The sequence below is a fragment of the Pseudomonas sp. NPDC087817 genome (assembly GCF_044742875.1).
Taxonomy (GTDB): Bacteria; Pseudomonadota; Gammaproteobacteria; order Pseudomonadales; family Pseudomonadaceae; genus Aquipseudomonas.
Window position 1 is genome coordinate 14,072 of the sequence record NZ_JBIUVJ010000025.1, and the last position, 16,701, is coordinate 30,772.

Annotated in this window: 14 protein-coding genes; 9 read left to right on the forward strand and 5 right to left on the reverse strand. The window is 60.6% G+C overall.

Features of this window, described 5'->3' with window-relative positions; all coding sequences use genetic code 11:
- Window positions 1-12 precede the first annotated feature (12 nt).
- The 3 genes from tauB (at window position 13) to tauD (ending at window position 2,625) form a co-directional block, all read left to right on the forward strand.
- Window positions 13-807 (forward strand): taurine ABC transporter ATP-binding subunit, encoded by a 795-nt coding sequence (gene tauB / locus ACIONG_RS17130; protein ID WP_097086895.1) that lies wholly within the window; start codon window positions 13-15, stop codon window positions 805-807.
- Window positions 804-1,637, forward strand: coding sequence for a taurine ABC transporter permease TauC (gene tauC, locus ACIONG_RS17135; RefSeq protein WP_166221357.1), 834 nt, complete (start codon window positions 804-806; stop codon window positions 1,635-1,637). Before tauB ends, tauC begins: the two co-directional genes overlap by 4 nt.
- A gap of 145 nt (window positions 1,638-1,782) precedes the next feature.
- Entirely contained in the window at window positions 1,783-2,625 is an 843-nt protein-coding gene (gene tauD, locus ACIONG_RS17140; RefSeq protein ID WP_103304129.1) for a taurine dioxygenase, read from the forward strand.
- 160 nt (window positions 2,626-2,785) lie between these two features.
- Here tauD and mgrA read toward each other — a convergent pair whose 3' ends face one another.
- From mgrA to ACIONG_RS17155, 3 genes are all read right to left on the reverse strand, one after another.
- Window positions 2,786-3,823: an L-glyceraldehyde 3-phosphate reductase gene (mgrA, locus tag ACIONG_RS17145; RefSeq protein WP_315445213.1), complete on the reverse strand. Its 1,038-nt coding sequence runs from the start codon at window positions 3,821-3,823 to the stop codon at window positions 2,786-2,788.
- Between the two features lie 174 nt (window positions 3,824-3,997).
- On the reverse strand, window positions 3,998-5,317 hold the full coding sequence (locus ACIONG_RS17150) for an LLM class flavin-dependent oxidoreductase (protein ID WP_401301293.1): 1,320 nt from the start codon (window positions 5,315-5,317) through the stop codon (window positions 3,998-4,000).
- Window position 5,318: 1 nt separating this feature from the next.
- The gene (locus tag ACIONG_RS17155) at window positions 5,319-7,544 is read right to left on the reverse strand and encodes a TonB-dependent receptor (RefSeq protein ID WP_401301296.1); all 2,226 of its coding nucleotides are present in this window, start codon (window positions 7,542-7,544) and stop codon (window positions 5,319-5,321) included.
- A gap of 205 nt (window positions 7,545-7,749) precedes the next feature.
- On the opposite strand from ACIONG_RS17155, the gene ACIONG_RS17160 reads away from it, so the two are divergent.
- Window positions 7,750-8,787 (forward strand): LacI family DNA-binding transcriptional regulator, encoded by a 1,038-nt coding sequence (locus tag ACIONG_RS17160; RefSeq protein ID WP_401301299.1) that lies wholly within the window; start codon window positions 7,750-7,752, stop codon window positions 8,785-8,787.
- Window positions 8,788-8,970: 183 nt separating this feature from the next.
- A complete protein-coding gene (locus tag ACIONG_RS17165; protein WP_103304124.1) occupies window positions 8,971-9,231 on the forward strand; it encodes a hypothetical protein in 261 nt (86 codons plus the stop codon).
- A gap of 23 nt (window positions 9,232-9,254) precedes the next feature.
- Here the strand turns inward: ACIONG_RS17165 and betT are convergent, their stop codons facing one another.
- Window positions 9,255-11,216: a choline transporter BetT gene (gene betT / locus ACIONG_RS17170; protein ID WP_401301367.1), complete on the reverse strand. Its 1,962-nt coding sequence runs from the start codon at window positions 11,214-11,216 to the stop codon at window positions 9,255-9,257.
- A gap of 399 nt (window positions 11,217-11,615) precedes the next feature.
- Window positions 11,616-12,542 carry a serine O-acetyltransferase EpsC gene (gene epsC, locus ACIONG_RS17175; RefSeq protein ID WP_103304122.1) on the reverse strand — a complete coding sequence of 309 codons (927 nt, stop codon included), beginning with the start codon at window positions 12,540-12,542 and terminating at the stop codon, window positions 11,616-11,618.
- 190 nt (window positions 12,543-12,732) lie between these two features.
- On the opposite strand from epsC, the gene ACIONG_RS17180 reads away from it, so the two are divergent.
- The 4 genes from ACIONG_RS17180 to tcyN all read left to right on the forward strand — a co-directional run bounded on the left by ACIONG_RS17180 (window position 12,733) and on the right by tcyN (window position 16,328).
- Window positions 12,733-13,743: a D-cysteine desulfhydrase gene (locus tag ACIONG_RS17180; RefSeq protein WP_103304121.1), complete on the forward strand. Its 1,011-nt coding sequence runs from the start codon at window positions 12,733-12,735 to the stop codon at window positions 13,741-13,743.
- A 365-nt stretch (window positions 13,744-14,108) separates the two neighbouring features.
- Window positions 14,109-14,909: a cystine ABC transporter substrate-binding protein gene (gene tcyJ / locus ACIONG_RS17185; RefSeq protein WP_103304120.1), complete on the forward strand. Its 801-nt coding sequence runs from the start codon at window positions 14,109-14,111 to the stop codon at window positions 14,907-14,909.
- Window positions 14,909-15,574: a cystine ABC transporter permease gene (gene tcyL, locus ACIONG_RS17190; protein WP_007918741.1), complete on the forward strand. Its 666-nt coding sequence runs from the start codon at window positions 14,909-14,911 to the stop codon at window positions 15,572-15,574. The genes tcyJ and tcyL overlap by 1 nt, the downstream gene beginning before the upstream one ends.
- A 4-nt stretch (window positions 15,575-15,578) precedes the next feature.
- Window positions 15,579-16,328: an L-cystine ABC transporter ATP-binding protein TcyN gene (gene tcyN, locus ACIONG_RS17195; RefSeq protein ID WP_213027224.1), complete on the forward strand. Its 750-nt coding sequence runs from the start codon at window positions 15,579-15,581 to the stop codon at window positions 16,326-16,328.
- Window positions 16,329-16,701 lie beyond the last annotated feature (373 nt).

The window sequence follows — 16,701 nt, forward strand, 5'->3', positions numbered from 1 at the left end:
GAGTTAACTGCGATGGCTTTGCTACAGCTGGAGCGCATCAGCGCACAGTACCCGGGCAGCCCGGAACCGGTGCTGGCGGATATTTCTCTGACCCTGGGGCCGCAGCAATTGCTGGTGGCCCTCGGCCCGTCCGGCAGTGGCAAGACTTCGCTGTTGAACCTGATTGCCGGCTTCGTCGAACCGAGTGCCGGGCGCATCACCCTCGACGGCGTGCCGGTCAAAGGCCCGAGCGCCGAGCGCGGCGTGGTGTTCCAAGACGATGCCCTGCTGCCTTGGCAGGATGTGCTGGCCAACGTCGCATTCGGTCTCGAACTGGCCGGTGTCGCCAAGGACAAGCGCGAAAAGATCGCCCGCGAGATGCTCGCGCTGGTCGATCTATCCGGTTTTGAAAACCGCCGTATCTGGCAACTTTCCGGTGGCCAGAAACAACGCGTCGGCCTCGCCCGTGCACTCGCCGCCGACCCGCGCGTGTTGCTGATGGACGAACCCTTCGGCGCCCTCGACGCATTTACCCGCGAACAAATGCAAGAACTGCTGCTGCAAGTCTGGCAGCGCACCGCCAAACCGGTTTTTCTGATTACCCACGACATTGAAGAAGCGGTGTTCCTCGCAACCGACCTGATTCTGCTGGCGCCGAATCCGGGGCAGATCGTTGAGCGTCTGCACCTGGATTTCGGCCAGCGTTACGCCGCTGGCGAATCGGCACGGGCGATCAAATCCGACCCGCGTTTTATCGAAACCCGCGAACACGTGCTGAGCAAAGTGTTCTCGCAACGCAGCGCCGTTCAACGACAGGAGCGCGCATGAGCAGTTACGACGTTTCCGCCCCGGCAGTGAAAACCCCATCGGTAGCGATCCCGGTGCGCCGCAGTCTCAGCACGCGCTGGATCAGCCTGCTGACGTTGTTCGCCTTGCTGGTGATCTGGTGGGCGGTGACCGCCACTGGATTGATCGAGCCGCTGTTCCTGCCACCGCCCTCCGCTGTGCTGCAAAAAGGCTGGTTGCTGGCCACCAGCGGCTATATGGATTCGACCCTGTGGCAGCACCTCGGCGCGAGCCTGAGCCGCATCGGCCTGGGCCTTGGTTTTGCGATTCTGACCGCCGTGCCGGTGGGCATCGCCATCGGTGCCAACCGCATCGCCCGTGGCGTGCTCGATCCGCTGATCGAGTTCTACCGCCCGATTCCGCCGCTGGCTTATCTGCCGCTGATCGTGATCTGGTGCGGCATCGGCGAGTTGTCGAAAGTGCTGCTGATCTACCTGGCGATTTTCGCCCCGATCGCGATTGCTACCGCGACCGGCGTGCGCACCGTCGACCCGGCGAAATTGCGCGCTGCACAGTCGCTGGGCGCGACTCGCGCACAGCTGATTCGCCATGTGATTTTGCCGAGCGCACTGCCAGACATTCTCACCGGTGTGCGCATTGGGCTGGGGGTTGGCTGGTCGACGCTGGTCGCCGCGGAACTGATCGCTGCCACCAGCGGCTTGGGCTTCATGGTGCAGTCGGCCGCGCAATTCCTGGTCACCGATGTGGTGGTGCTGGGGATTCTGGTCATCGCCCTGATCGCCTTCGCCATGGAAATGGGCCTGCGCGCTTTGCAACGCAAACTGGTGCCGTGGCACGGGCAGGCGCACTGACCCATTTCATGTAAATCCCTTGTAGGAGTGAGCCTGCTCGCGATTGCCGAGTGAAAGGCAACGGCTGTTGTGAATGACGCAACGCTATCGCGAGCAGGCTCACTCCTACAAAAGCTCTGCCCCCCCGAATTTGAAGAGTAAGACCATGAGCAGCCTGAACATCACCCCATTAAGCTCGGCCCTCGGCGCGCAGATCAGCGGCGTCGACATCAGCCAGCCGTTGAGCCTGGAACACCGCGACGCCATCGAGCAGGCGCTGCTCAAATACCAAGTGCTGTTCTTCCGCAACCAGCCGATCGAACCGTCGCAACAGGCGCGCTTCGCTCATTATTTTGGTGATCTGCACATTCACCCGATCTACCCGAACGTGCCGGAACAACCGGAAGTGCTGATCCTCGACACCGCCGTCACCGACGTGCGCGACAACGCGATCTGGCACACCGACGTGACCTTCCTGCCGACGCCGGCGATGGGCGCGGTGCTCAGCGCCAAGTTGTTGCCGGAATTTGGTGGCGACACGCTGTGGGCAAGCGGCATTGCCGCGTATGAAGCGCTGTCGGCGCCGATGAAAGGCTTGCTTGAAGGGCTGACCGCAACCCACGATTTCACCCGCTCGTTTCCGCTGGAGCGCTATGGCAACACGCCGGAAGCGCTGGCGCAGTGGGAAGAGGCGCGACGCAAGAACCCGCCGTTGTCGCATCCGGTGATCCGTACGCATCCGGTCAGCGGGCGGCGTTCGTTGTTCGTCAACGAAGGCTTCACGTCGAAGATCAATGAGCTGTCGGAAACCGAGAGCGAGGCGATTCTGAAGTTCCTGTTCGCCCACGCGACGCGGCCGGAGTTCACCATTCGCTGGCGTTGGCAGAAGGACGACATTGCGTTCTGGGACAACCGCGTGACGCAGCATTACGCGGTGGATGATTACCGGCCGGCGCGGCGGGTGATGCAGCGGGCTACGGTGTTGGGCGATGTGCCGTTTTTCAGATAAGACCCGGTTTCCTCGTTGTCTGAACTGACCCCTTCGCGGGCAAGCCCGCTCCCACAGGTACAGCGCCGTTCACAGCTTTTGTGTACGACTGGAACCCTGTGGGAGCGGGCTTGCCCGCGAAAGCGTCAGAGCAGGCGCCGAATCATTCGGCGCCAGTCACTTATTCCGCCGTCGAAGGCTTCTCCCACAGATTGATCCCGCCCTCTTGGGCAAACCGGTCAATCTCCGCCAACTCTTCAGCACTGAAGCTCAAATTCTTCAACGCTCCGACGTTCTCGATAATCTGCTCCGGCCGGCTCGCACCGATCAGCGCCGAGGTCACTCGTGGATCACGCAGGGTCCACGCCAGCGCCAGTTGCGCCAGGCTCTGCCCACGACGTTTGGCGATCTCGTTCAACGCACGCACATGCGCGATGTTCGCCTCGGACAAGTGCGAAGCCTGCAGCGATCCGCCGCCCGGGCGATTGACCCGCGCATCTTCCGGTACGCCGTTGAGGTATTTGTCGGTCAACAGGCCCTGCGCCAATGGCGTGAAAGCGATGACGCCCGTGCCGAGTTCCTCGGTGGTATCGAGCAGATCCTTTTCCACCCAGCGGTTGAGCAGGTTGTACGCCGGTTGATGGATCAACAGCGGCACTTTCCACTCTTTCAGCAACGCGGCGATTTCGCGGGTTTTCACCCCGGAATACGACGAGATACCGATGTACAGCGCCTTGCCCTGCTGAACCGCAGTGGCGAGGGCGCTGGCGGTTTCTTCCAGCGGGGTGTCCGGGTCGAAGCGGTGCGAATAAAAGATATCCACATAATCCAGACCGAGGCGCTGCAGGCTCTGGTCGAGGCTGGCCAGCACGTATTTGCGCGAACCGCCGCCCTGGCCATAAGGGCCGGGCCACATGTCCCAACCGGCCTTGCTGGAGATGATCAGTTCGTCGCGGTACTGCTTGAAGTCTTCGCGCAGAAGGCGACCGAAATTGGTTTCGGCGCTGCCGTACGGCGGGCCGTAGTTGTTGGCCAGGTCGAAGTGGTTGATCCCTAAGTCGAAGGCGGTGCGCAGCAAGGCGCGCTGGGTGTCGATCGGCGTGCTGTCGCCGAAGTTGTGCCACAGGCCCAGTGACAGCGCCGGCAGCACCAGACCGCTGCGACCGACGCGGCGGTAAGGGATGGAGTCATAGCGGTTTTCGGCAGCGGTGTAAGTCATCGAATCCTCTCTTGTCTGTCTTTTGGTCATCTGAAGTCGAACACTTTGTGGTGAGGGGATTTATCCCCGATGGGTCGCGAAGCGGCCCCAAAATCTGCGGTTACTGTTCAGATTTTTTGGGGCGGCTGCGCCGTCCATCGGGGATAAATCCCCTCACCACAACAGCTCTATCAATCACAAAAATCTGTTTTTGGGCCGGGCCAGGCCTAGGTTGTCGCGCAATGTCCGACCCTCATACTCGGTTCTGAACAGCCCACGCCGTTGCAGTTCCGGCACCACGGCATTGGCGAAATCTTCGAGCCCGCCCGGCAGATGTGGCACCAGCACGTTGAAGCCGTCCGCAGCGCCCTGCTCGAACCACTCCTGCAAGCGATCGGCAATCTGTACCGGCGTGCCCACCAGAGTGTAATGCCCTCGCCCGCCAGCAATCTTGCGGCCCAGCTCAGCCAGCGTGAGGTTTTCCCGCCCCGCCAGTTCGGTCAGCAACTTCTGCCGACTCTGCTGTCCGCTGTCAGTCAGCGGCAACTCGGGCAGTGGCCCGTCCAGCGGGTACTTCGACAAGTCGAAGTTGCCCAGCATACGCCCAAGCAAGGCGACGCCAACCTCGGGTTCGACTAATTGCTGAAACGTTTCACATTTTTCCTTCGCCTCGGCTTCCGTCTGTCCGACGACGACAAAAACTCCGGGCATGATTTTCAACGAATCGGCACTGCGGCCGTAATTGGGCAAACGCCCTTTGAGGTCGGCATAGAACGCTTGCGCGCCGGCCAATGAAGTCTGTGCGGTGAACACCACTTCAGCCGTTTGCGCCGCCAGTTCGCGCCCGGTTTCGGAGGAGCCTGCCTGCACAATCACCGGTTGCCCCTGAGGTGAGCGTGCGACGTTCAGCGGACCTTTGACGCGAAAGTGCTCGCCGACGTGATCGAGCACGTGGAGCTTTTCCGGGTCGTAATACACACCGCTGGCCTTGTTGCGGTGAAAGGCATCATCCTCCCAACTGTCCCAGAGCCCGGTCACCACCTGATGAAATTCACGGGCACGGCTGTAGCGTTCAGCGTGGCCGATATGCTCCTCGCGACCGAAATTCAGAGCTTCGGCGGCGTTATCCGAAGTCACCAGATTCCACCCCGCTCGCCCACCCGACAAATGATCCAGCGAAGCAAATTTACGCGCCACATGGTACGGCTCGTTGTAGCTGGTGGTGGCCGTGGCGATCAGGCCGATGTGCTCGGTCACCGCACTCAATGCCGAAAGTAACGTCAGTGGCTCGAAGTGATCCGAGCGCGCCATGCGACTGGCGATGTCCTGGGTCGGCGCGGCGACGCTGTCGGCAACGAACAGCGCATCGAACTTCGCCGCCTCGGCAATCTGCGCCAGCCGTTTGTAATGGGCGAAATCGAGACCGGCATTGGCCGGCACATCCGGATGACGCCACGCGGCAACGTGGTGCCCGGTGGCCATGAGGAACGCACCAAGCTTCAGCTGTCTGCTCATCTCAGAAATCCTTGCGTAATTGCACGCCGAAGTAGCGCTCGTCATCCCGTGGCACGGCGCGGTAGATGTAGTTGCCGCCGCTGGCGAGCAGTGGCGAATACGACTTGTCGGTGAGGTTTTTGCCGAGCAGCGCCACGCGCCAGCCATTGGTGTAATCGGCCAGGGCGATGCTAGCGTTCCACAGGCCGTAGGCGCCCTGTTTGGTGTCGGGGTTCTGGCTGATGTCGTACTGCACTTCGCTTTGCCAGCTGTAATCGGTGCCGAGTTCGATATCCAGGCCGTTATCCAGCGGGATGCTGTAGTCGGCGCGCACGTAACTTTTCCAGTCCGGGCTGAACGGCAGCGGTTTGCCGTTGACGTTGCACGACGCCGCCGCGCCCGCCGGGCAGGCGAATTCGTCGATGCGTGCACGGGTGTAAGCCAGTGCGCCGGAGAGTTTCAATTGCTGGGTCGCCTGCAACGCGTAATCGAGTTCGACGCCCTCGGTGCTGACGCTGCCGGCGTTGATCAGGCGCGTCACTACTTGCCCGGCCACCGTGTCGAAAAAATTGGCCTGATAGTTGTCGTAATCGCTGTGGAAAACCGCGAGGTTGGTGGTCAGGCGATTGTTCCAGCTCGTCGCTTTGATACCGGCCTCCCAGGTGTTGGAGGTTTCCGGCTTGAGTGCTTCGGTGTCACGCGGCTGCATGTTGAAGAACACGTTGTAGGCCGGGCCTTTGTAGCCGCGCGAGTAAGTCAGGTAAGTGGTGACTGCGTCGCTCAAGTCGTACTGCACGCCGAGGCGGCCGGACCAGCCGTCCTCATCCACCGAACCGGAACTGCTGGTCGCCGGCTGGATGCCGCTGACGGTGGTCGCCGAGGTGGAGACGCGGCGGTGATCGTATTCCAGATCATCGTGGGTGTAGCGCAGACCGGCGATGCCACGAAAGTCCGAAGTGAAGTTCAACGTCGTTTCACCGAACGCCGCGTAGCTGTCGCTGGTGGTGCTGTAATCGGCCACACCTCGGTTGACGCTGGTGGTCGTGGTCAGCGTGCGCTGATAGGTTTCGTCGTCCTTGCCGTGCATGTAAAACAGGCCGCCGACGTATTCGAGGAATTCACCCTTCGGCGATGCCAGACGCAGCTCCTGCGAGTATTGATCGAAGGCCAGATCGCCCTTGTCCGCCGTGCCGGGGAACGCCGCCGTTACAGTGCCGAGGCGATCGCCGTCTTGATACTGGGTGTTGTCCCAGCCGCGCCACGCAGTGATCGAGGTCAGGGTGTAATCGCCCAGTTGCCAGTCGAGCTGGCCGGAGAGGCCTTTGTTGGTGTCTTCGACGTGGCTGCGGGTGTCGGTATTGATGTCACGGTTGTGGCTGGTCGCATTGACCGGGCTCAGCGCATTGGCGAAGGCCGGAGTCAGTGACTTGCTCACCACACCATTGGGGCCGTCGTCGTGGGATTGCATGTAGTCGGCGATCAGGGTGAAGGTGACGTCATCGTTCGGGGTGAATTCGAGTTTGCCGCGCACGCCACGATGGTTGTAGCCGTTGACCTCCTGACCGTTGTGTTTGTTGTCGACATTGCCGTCGTAGCTGCCGAACAAGGTGCTGATCGAGCCCTTGAGCGTGTCCGGAATCAGGCTGCCGCCGATGCCGAAACGCGTGCGGCTTTCGTTGCCGCTGTAATAGGACTGATTGATGTAACCGTGGGTCTCGGCGGTCGGTGCTTTGCTGGTGATGTTGAGTACACCGGCCGAGGCGTTCTTGCCGAACAGCGTGCCTTGCGGGCCGCGCAAGACTTCGACGCGCTCCAGATCCAGGAGGTCGAGGGTCGCCTGACCGGGACGCGCATAAACCACCCCATCAATCACCGTGGCCACGGTCGGCTCGACGCCGGGTGAGGTGGAAATCGTGCCGACGCCACGGACGAACAACGAGGTGTCCTTGTTCGACGCGCCGGTGCGGAAATTCAGCGACGGCACTTGCTGGACGATGCTCGCCACGCCGTTGCGGTTGTCGCGTTCCAGCTGTTCGCCGTCGATCACCGAGACCGCCACCGGCACCTTCAGCAGCGACTCTTCGCGGCGCGTCGCCGTGACGGTCACCGACTTGAGTGTCGGCTCCTGATCAGCACTCTCAGCCGCGAATGCATTGGGCAGCGGCAGCGCCGCCAACCCGGTAAAAAGCCAGCCTGCCGCGCGAATCGATTGCGCCAGTTTGTGTGTCGCCCCAGGAATGTTGTGCATGTTTGCCCGCTCGAAATTGGCCCTGAACCGCTGCCGTTCTGCGACGACAGCGCCTGAATCGGTGTCGTGGGCATTCGCTCGAGCGAGTAGCAGACAATGCGCTTTGTTAGCGCTACCATCGCCAGTATCTGCAAGCCGTACATAGAACGTCCAATACTGAAAAATTACTTTTATATGCGTTTTGGTTTTTAAGAAGGATCGAACCTTGAGCGAAGAGAAGCCCCGCAAACGCCGTGGCGCCGGTCGTGTAACCCTTAACGCGGTGGCACGACAGGCCGGCGTGTCGGCGATTACCGTATCGCGTTATTTCAATCAGCCAGAGCAAGTCTCGCCCGAACGCCGTGAACGCATTGCGGCGGTGGTCGCAGAACTGGGTTACGTGCCGAATCTAGTGGCCGGCGGTCTGGCCTCAGCGCGAGGGAAAATCGTTGGAATGGTAATCCCGAACATCTCCGGACCGATCTTCGCCAACACCATTCAGGGCTTCAGTGACACTCTTAGTCGCAATGGCTATCAGCTGCTCCTGGCCTCGAGTTACTTCAGCGCCGAGCAGGAAGAAAACGCGGTGCGCGCGTTTCTCGGCTGGTCACCGGCAGCGTTGGTGCTGACCAGTCACTTCCACAGTGCGGGCACCGAAAAGATGATTGCCGAGGCCGATGTTCCGGTGATCGAAACATGGGATTACCAGCCGGATCGCGGGCCGATGCAGATCGGTTTTTCGCATTTTGAGGTCGGTGTCAGCGCCGCTCGCTATCTGCACGACAAAGGCTATCGGCGTATCGCTTTCGTGCAGAACAGCGCACCGGGAGACTTCAGTGCGCTGGAACGCCGCGACGGTTATGCCGCGACTGTCCGAGCATTTGCAATGGAACCCTGGGTATTCGCCCCGGACGCCGACCGCGCGCCTTTCGAAGCTGGCAAACAAGCCATGGAAGCGCTGATGAATAGCTCACCACGCCCCGACGCGATCATCTTCGCCAACGACAACCTCGCCGCCGGCGGCCTGCTCGCCGGGCAACGCGCAGGCATCAAGATCCCCGAAGACTGCGCCGTCCTCGGCTTCGGCGATTACCCGTTTGCCGAAATGCTTTTGCCAAGCCTCAGCACCATCAAACCCCCGGCACTGGAGATCGGCGTACTGGCCGCGACACGGGTGCTGGAAAGCCTTGGCGTGTTGCCGACCGAGGAGGTGCAACGACTTAATCTGCTGCAGTGCCAGGTCATCGAGCGCGAGAGCACCTGACGAATACGGGGTTGGCTAGTTTGGCTATGCTCTAAAGGACACAGAGGTGGCCCCTTCGCAAGCAAGCCCACTCCACAGGTTTCTGCGTTGAATAAAACCTTTGGGAACGACGCCAAACCCTGTGGGAGCGGGCTTGCCCGCGAAGGCGTCCGACCAAACACTGCATATGCCGCAGGCACACCCATGCACACCGCCATCATCATCTTCTTCGGCCTGGTCCTTCTGGCCCTGATGCTCTACATCGGCGAGCGCATCGGCTTCAGCCGTCAAACCATGGCCTACGGCTTCGCCGCGCTGTGGCTGGCGTTGACGGTGATCAATGGCGCGGTGGGGGTGGTGCATGCCGGCCAGTCGCTGGGGTCGGAAATCGCGATCGGCAGTGCTGTATTCGGCGTGCCGCTGGCGGCGCTGGTGTTGTTCATGGTGCTGAGCGCCGAGTCGTAAACGGCCCGGCGCCCAGCCGTAGATCAACGCACCAGGTGCAGGAACTGCATGTGCCGTTCGTACTGATCGAGGATGTCGTTGATGATCTGTTCTTTGGTGTAGCCGACCAGATCGTAGTCCTGACTGCCCTCGCTCAGGTGCACTTCGGCGCGGTAGTAGCGGCGATTGTTGAGCTGTTTGGAGCCCATCCCGCCCCGCGCGAATGACGGCGTGAAGTAGCCGCGCATCTGCACTTGATAGATGAACGGATGCTGCTCGCCATGGCCGATTTCCAGACTGACGTTGTCATGCGACGGATCCGGCTGAGTGACCACATTCAAGCCTTTCTCGACGAACACCGCCGTCACTTCTTCGATTGCCGGGCGCACGGTGGTGTCCATGAAACGGTACACCTCGTCTCGCGACGGGAAGTGCACGGCCTGGCTCAGGCGCTGGCGCCAGCCACCTGTACCGCGCCGCGCACCGGACACCGGCGCCAGCGAATGCAGTTGCGCAATCTGCTTCTGCGATTCCAGGTAGAACGCCTTGTGCAGACCCCACATCATCAGCAGCAGAATCAGCGAGAACGGCAGCGAGGTCAGCACCACCGCCGATTTCAGCGCATCGATGCTGCCGGAGAACAGCAGCGCGCTGGTGATCAGCGCGGTCATCGCGCCCCAGAACACCCGCAGCCATTTCGGCCCGTCTTCGTCCGGATTGCCGCCCTTGGCCGACAAGGTCGAGAGCACCACAGTGCCCGAGTCGGCAGAGGTGACGAAGAAGACGAAGCTGATGAACACCGTCACAGCGATGACGGTTTTGCTCCACGGGTAGGTTTCCAGCAGCAGGTAAATGCTCATCGACGGGTTGTCGATGGCCGACATGCCGAGGGCGCTCATGCCGTGATTGAGCACCTGATCGAGGGCGCTGTTGCCGAAGATCGACATCCACGCCAAGGTGAAACCGAGCGGGATCAACAGCACGCCGAACACAAACTCACGGATGGTCCGACCACGGGAAATCCGTGCGATGAACAGGCCCACGAACGGCGACCATGCGATCCACCAGGCCCAATAAAACACGGTCCAGCCGCCGAGCCAGTCGCTCGGTTTGTCGTAGGCATAGAGGTCGAAACTCTTCATCGGCAAGGCGCCGAGGTAGTCGCCGAGGTTCTGGATAAGTGTGTTGAGCAAGTGCTGGGTGGGCCCGGCAAACAACACGAACAGCAGCAGCGCACAGGCCAGCAGCATGTTGATGTCGGACATCACCCGCACGCCTTTATCGACGCCAGACACGGCAACGATGATCGCCGCGCCCATCATCAGCGTGATCAGGCCGACCTGAATCCACTGGGTGTGAGCGATGCCGAACAGGTAGTCCAGGCCCGAGTTGAGGTGCAACACACCGAAGCCCATGTCGGCACCCAGACCAAACACCGTGGCGATGATGCCGAAGCCGTCCACCGCGTAGCCGATGGGGCCGTTGATGCGCTTGCCGATCAGCGGATACAACGCCGAACGCAGGGCCAGCGGCAGGTTGTGCCGGTAAGCGAAGTAGGCGAGCGCCATGCCGACGAAGGCAAAAACGCCCCAGCCATGCAGGCCCCAATGCAGAAACAGAATCTGCATCGCCTGGCGCGCCGCGTCCGCCGTGCCCGCCTCGCCCTGTGGCGGCTGGAGCATGTGGGTCAACGGTTCAGAGACGCAGAAGAAAAACAGCGTGATGCTGATCCCGGCGGCGAACAGCATGCCGGCCCAGGACAGGTAACTGAATTCGGGCTCGTCGTGGTCGGCACCGAGTTTTATCTTGCCGTAGCCGGATAACGCGGTGACCACCACGAAGACCAGATACAGGGTCATCGCGAGCATGTAGTACCAGCCGACCGTGTTGGCCGCCCAGTTTTGCGCTTCCAGCAGCCAGGCTCCGGCCTGTTCCGGCATGACGATGACAACGAGACCAAATAACAGAATGACCGTCGCGGCGAAGTAGAACACCGGCGGATTCATGCGCACCAGACCGCTGGCGGGGGTAGACGATGCACTCATGAAACGTGCACCTCGAGGGTTTGAAACGTGGCTGAAATGATCGGACTCAGCAAAGGCAAGCCTCCTGTTGTGAGCGGGCAGCGAACCACCGGTTTAACTTGAATGAACGTTCAAGTTAAACATGGATGGGGTCGCAAGGACTAATCGTACGGCTAGGCGGTAGTTTTCCTACGCTAGCTCAAGGAGGGGTATGACGTGGGTTTGGGGCGAATCGTTCACTGGAGAATTGGCGGAAGGCCATTATCTCGATACAACCTTAAAACATTCGCGAGCAGGCTCGCTCCCACCTTGGAATGCGTTCCACTGTGGGAGCGAGCCTGCTCGCGATGAGTCCTGATACTGCAACGCAGATTCAGAAACCTACTTCTGCGTCCCGTCATCATGCTGCAAATTGGCCTGGGTCAGATTGCACCCCGCCGGCACACTCCTGGTCAGCCAGACGTTGCCGCCAATGGTCGAACCCTTGCCAATGGTGATCCGTCCGAGAATCGTCGCCCCGGCATAAATCACCACGTCATCCTCGACAATCGGGTGGCGCGGATGGCCCTTCTGCAACTGCCCGTCTTCATCCGCCGGGAAGCGCTTGGCGCCCAGGGTCACGGCCTGATAAATCCGCACCCGCTCACCGATGATCGCGGTTTCGCCAATCACCACACCCGTACCATGATCGATAAAGAAGCTACGGCCGATCTGCGCGCCCGGATGGATGTCGATGCCGGTGGCCGAGTGCGCAATTTCCGCGCTGATCCGCGCCAGCAACGGCAGCCCTGCGCGGTACAAATGGTGCGCCAGACGATGGTGAATCACCGCCAGAATCCCCGGGTAGCACAGCAACACTTCATCGACACTGCGCGCCGCCGGATCACCGTGATAGGCCGCAAGCACGTCGGTATCAAGCAGCGTGCGCAAGCCCGGCAAGGCGAGGGCAAAATCCTGAACGATCTGGATTGCGCGGGCCTCGACTTCGGTGTCGGCCTGCGCACTGTGCCGGGCGACATACCGCAGCTCCAGCCGAGTCTGTGCCAGCAACGCGTTCAACGCCACGTCGAGGGTATGGCCGACGTAAAAGTCCTCACTCTCTTCGCGCAGATCCACCGGCCCCAGGCGCATCGGAAACAACGCACCGCACAGCGCTTCGAGAATCTCCGCCATCGCCGCCCGCGAGGGCAACTCGCGGCCACCCTGCTCGCCGGAAGCCCGGCCATTTTGTGCACGCCACTGATCCCGCGCGCCGCGCAGTTGGCTGACGATGGTCTGCAATTGCCAATGGCTGGAACGTTCGCTCACGGTAAAGACTCCTCACGAGCGGCCGGACTGTCTGGCCGCGTCAACGGCGACCACTTTACGGCATGCCTGCGAGGGCGAATTAAGAACCGATAGTGCTGGCCTCAGTCCATTTGGCTATAAGCGATTCGCGGTTGCCCCTGCAAAAGCGCGTGCCTATAGTCCTTCCATCTTCCTCCGCCAGTACGGAACCATGTCCACACAACCGATCAAACAACAGCTTGCCCGCTTTAACCGCCTCGACCTGCTCGGCCAACCGACACCTCTGGAAAAACTTGAGCGCCTGTCCACCTGGCTCGGCCGTGACGTTTACATCAAACGCGATGACCTGACGCCGCTGGCCATGGGCGGCAACAAGCTGCGCAAACTCGAATACCTCGCCGCCGATGCGCTTGCCCAAGGTGCCGACACGCTGATCACCGCTGGTGCGCTGCAATCGAACCACGTGCGCCAGACCGCCGCGCTCGCCGCCAAACTCGGCCTGGGCTGCGTCGCGCTGTTGGAAAATCCGCTGGGCACCGACGACAGCAATTACACCGGCAACGGCAATCGGCTGTTGCTGGATCTGTTCGACACCAAGGTCGAACTGGTCGACAACCTCGACAACGCCGATGAACAACTGGCCGCCCTCGCGGTGCGCCTGCGCAGCAACGGCAAGAAGCCATATCTGGTGCCGATCGGTGGCTCCAACGCGCTCGGTGCGCTGGGTTACGTGCGCGCTGGCCTTGAGCTCGCCGAGCAGATCAAGGACACCGGCCTCGACTTCGCCGCCGTGGTGCTGGCCTCGGGCAGCGCCGGAACACACAGCGGCCTCGCGCTGGCGCTAAGCGAAGCGCTGCCGCAACTGCCGGTGATCGGCGTGACCGTGTCGCGCAGTGAAGAAGATCAGCGGCCGAAGGTTCAGGGCCTGGCCGAACGCACGGCGGATCTGCTCGGCGTCGCGCTGCCGGAAAGCTTCAAAGTCGAACTGTGGGACGAATACTTCGGCCCACGTTATGGCGAGCCGAATGCCGGAACGTTGGCAGCGGTGAAACTGCTGGCGAGTCAGGACGCGGTGCTGCTTGATCCGGTCTATACCGGCAAGGCCATGGCCGGGTTGCTGGACGGGATTGGTCGCGGGCGTTTCGAAGAAGGTCCGATCATCTTCCTGCACACCGGTGGCGCGCCGGCGTTGTTTGCGTACAAGGATTCGCTCACAAGTTAATCCTCCCGATTGCGGAGACTCCTGTGGCGAGGGGATTTAGCGAAACGTCGCACCGCACCGATGGGTCGCGAAGCGGCCCCCTTTTTATTCCACTGCCGGCGTATGTGAATGGTTTTACGACTGCTACGCAGCCGGTCGGGGATAAATCCCCTCACCACAATGGATCAGCGACATATTCCAAATAACACTAAAGGATCGAAAATTTAGTATTTTCAAGTCTAAAGCAGGCATCTTATAGTCTCGCCGCAGGCGGAATTCGCGGGAGACGCATAAGCTGCTTTAAGGCAGGATAGCGCTGTCGTCGAACTCCCGGATTCGCCAAACTTTCCTTAAGCGTCTTCCATAAGAAAACACAGGGGCTTGTCATGAATTTTTCCGCACTACGTCGCAATCTGCTGGTAGGTTCGCTGGGCCTGGCATTGAGCGCCGGTCTGATCAGCCAGGCAGTGGCCGGTGAGCAGCTGCAACAGATCAAGGACAAAGGCGTCATCAACGTCGGCCTGGAAGGCACCTACCCACCGTTCAGCTTCGTCGATGCCGACGGCAAGCTGTCCGGTTTCGAAGTCGAACTCTCCGAAGCGCTGGCGCAAAAACTCGGCGTCAAAGCCAAGATTCAGCCGACCAAGTGGGACGGTATCCTCGCAGCGCTGGAATCCAAGCGTCTGGACGTCGTCGTCAACCAGGTGACCATCTCCGACGAGCGCAAGAAGAAGTATGACTTCTCCGAACCGTACACCGTTTCCGGGATTCAGGCGCTGGTGCTGAAGAGCAAGGAAGCCGCGCTGAACATCAAGACCGCCAATGACCTGTCCGGCAAGAAAGTCGGTGTAGGCCTGGGCACCAACTACGAACAATGGGTCCGCGCCAACGTGCCGGGCGCTGACGTGCGTACCTACGATGATGATCCGACCAAGTTCGCCGACCTGAACAATGGTCGTACCGATGCCATTCTGATCGATCGTCTGGCCGCACTTGAGTACGCCAAGAAAGCGCCGAAAACCGTCGCCGCCGGTGAAGCCTTCTCCCGTCAGGAATCCGGTATTGCCCTGCGCAAAGGCGAGCCTGAACTGCTGGCCGCCGTGAACAAGGCCCTCGACGAACTGCGTGCCGACGGCACCCTGGCGAAGCTGTCGACGAAGTACTTCAACGCTGACGTCACTAAATAATGGAAGAAGCTTTCCAACTCGCACTGGACTCCGCGCCCTTTCTGCTCAAGGGCGCGTATTACACGGTAGTCCTCAGCCTCGGCGGCATGTTCTTCGGCCTGTTGCTGGGCTTCGGCCTGGCACTGATGCGCCTGTCGCGCTTCAAGTCGGTCAGTTGGCTGGCGCGCATCTACGTGTCGTTCTTTCGCGGCACGCCGTTGCTCGTGCAGCTGTTCGTGATCTATTACGGCTTGCCGCAACTGGGTCTGGAACTCGATCCGCTGCCAGCGGCGCTGATCGGCTTCTCGCTGAACATGGCCGCCTACGCCTGTGAAATCCTCCGTGCCGCGATCGGTTCGATCGAGCGCGGTCAATGGGAAGCTGCCGCGAGCATCGGCATGACCCGCGCGCAAACGCTGCGCCGGGCCATCCTGCCGCAAGCGATGCGCACGGCGTTGCCGCCGCTGGGCAACAGCTTCATTTCACTGGTCAAGGACACGGCACTGGCCGCCACCATTCAGGTGCCGGAGCTGTTCCGTCAGGCACAGTTGATTACCGCCCGGACTTTCGAAGTCTTCACCATGTATCTTGCCGCCGCGCTGATCTACTGGATTCTGGCCACGGTGCTTTCGCACTTCCAGAACAAGTTGGAAGAGCGGGTCAATCGGCACGACCAGGAGTCCTGACGCGATGATTGTCGTGGAAAAACTGACCAAGCAATTCAAGGGTCAAGTCGTGCTCAACGGCATCGACCTCGAGGTCAAGGAAGGCGAAGTGGTCGCGATCATCGGCCCCAGCGGTTCGGGGAAAACGACGTTCCTGCGCTGCCTGAATTTCCTTGAGCAACCCACCAGCGGCCGGATCAAGGTCGGCGATATCGAGATCGATACCAGCCGCCCGTTGAATCAGCAGCAAAGTCTGGTGCGCAATCTGCGTCAGCACGTGGGCTTCGTGTTTCAGAACTTCAACCTGTTCCCCCATCGCACCGCCCTGGAAAACGTCATCGAAGGCCCGATCGTGGTCAAGAAGATGCCGCGTGACGCAGCGATTGCCCTGGGCAAGAAGCTGATGGCCAAGGTCGGTCTCGCCGGCAAGGAAGACGCCTATCCGCGTCGTCTGTCCGGCGGTCAGCAACAGCGCGTGGCAATTGCCCGGGCGCTGGCGATGGAGCCGGAAGTGATCCTCTTCGACGAGCCAACCTCGGCCCTCGATCCGGAACTGGTGGGTGAAGTACTGGCGACCATCCGCGGCCTCGCCGAGGAGAAACGCACCATGGTGATCGTCACCCACGAAATGGGTTTCGCCCGCGACGTGGCCAACCGCGTGGTGTTTTTCGACAAGGGTGTGATTGTTGAACAAGGCGAAGCCAAAGCGCTGTTTGCCAACCCGAAAGAAGAACGCACCAAACAATTCCTCAGCAAGTTTCTGAATCACGCCTGAGAACTTTCAACGTACCAAACCCCAACTTCCACGGACGGAAGTTATCTTTATCCCGCCTCCCCTCTCTTATAAACATACACAAATAAACATCCACCGCACCGAACCCGTATATGTTCTGCAACAGATAACACATGTCTGATGGACGTTGCTGGCCGGGTGACTGGGTAGCAAATAACTTCGCGGAAAAACCAGCGAAAAGCCCTGAGATGCGTGGCTCAATTCGCCATGCAACCTAGGCATATGGCCTCGGCATCGTAGGAACTTTCTGATTAGCCGGTAATTTACGGATTAACTAACACGGTCTATTGACACCCCTCTCCCCACACTCTTATCTAGTCGCCAACGGGCGTTACTTAATCCAAATCAATAAGCA

Coding starts and splice junctions, on each gene's coding strand:
- tauB (WP_097086895.1), top strand. CDS start 13: ATGGCTTTGCTACAGCTGGAGCGCATCAGCGCACAGTACCCGGGCAGC.
- tauC (WP_166221357.1), top strand. CDS start 804: ATGAGCAGTTACGACGTTTCCGCCCCGGCAGTGAAAACCCCATCGGTA.
- tauD (WP_103304129.1), top strand. CDS start 1,783: ATGAGCAGCCTGAACATCACCCCATTAAGCTCGGCCCTCGGCGCGCAG.
- mgrA (WP_315445213.1), bottom strand. CDS start 3,823: ATGACTTACACCGCTGCCGAAAACCGCTATGACTCCATCCCTTACCGC.
- ACIONG_RS17150 (WP_401301293.1), bottom strand. CDS start 5,317: ATGAGCAGACAGCTGAAGCTTGGTGCGTTCCTCATGGCCACCGGGCAC.
- ACIONG_RS17155 (WP_401301296.1), bottom strand. CDS start 7,544: ATGCACAACATTCCTGGGGCGACACACAAACTGGCGCAATCGATTCGC.
- ACIONG_RS17165 (WP_103304124.1), top strand. CDS start 8,971: ATGCACACCGCCATCATCATCTTCTTCGGCCTGGTCCTTCTGGCCCTG.
- betT (WP_401301367.1), bottom strand. CDS start 11,216: ATGAATCCGCCGGTGTTCTACTTCGCCGCGACGGTCATTCTGTTATTT.
- ACIONG_RS17180 (WP_103304121.1), top strand. CDS start 12,733: ATGTCCACACAACCGATCAAACAACAGCTTGCCCGCTTTAACCGCCTC.
- tcyJ (WP_103304120.1), top strand. CDS start 14,109: ATGAATTTTTCCGCACTACGTCGCAATCTGCTGGTAGGTTCGCTGGGC.
- tcyL (WP_007918741.1), top strand. CDS start 14,909: ATGGAAGAAGCTTTCCAACTCGCACTGGACTCCGCGCCCTTTCTGCTC.
- tcyN (WP_213027224.1), top strand. CDS start 15,579: ATGATTGTCGTGGAAAAACTGACCAAGCAATTCAAGGGTCAAGTCGTG.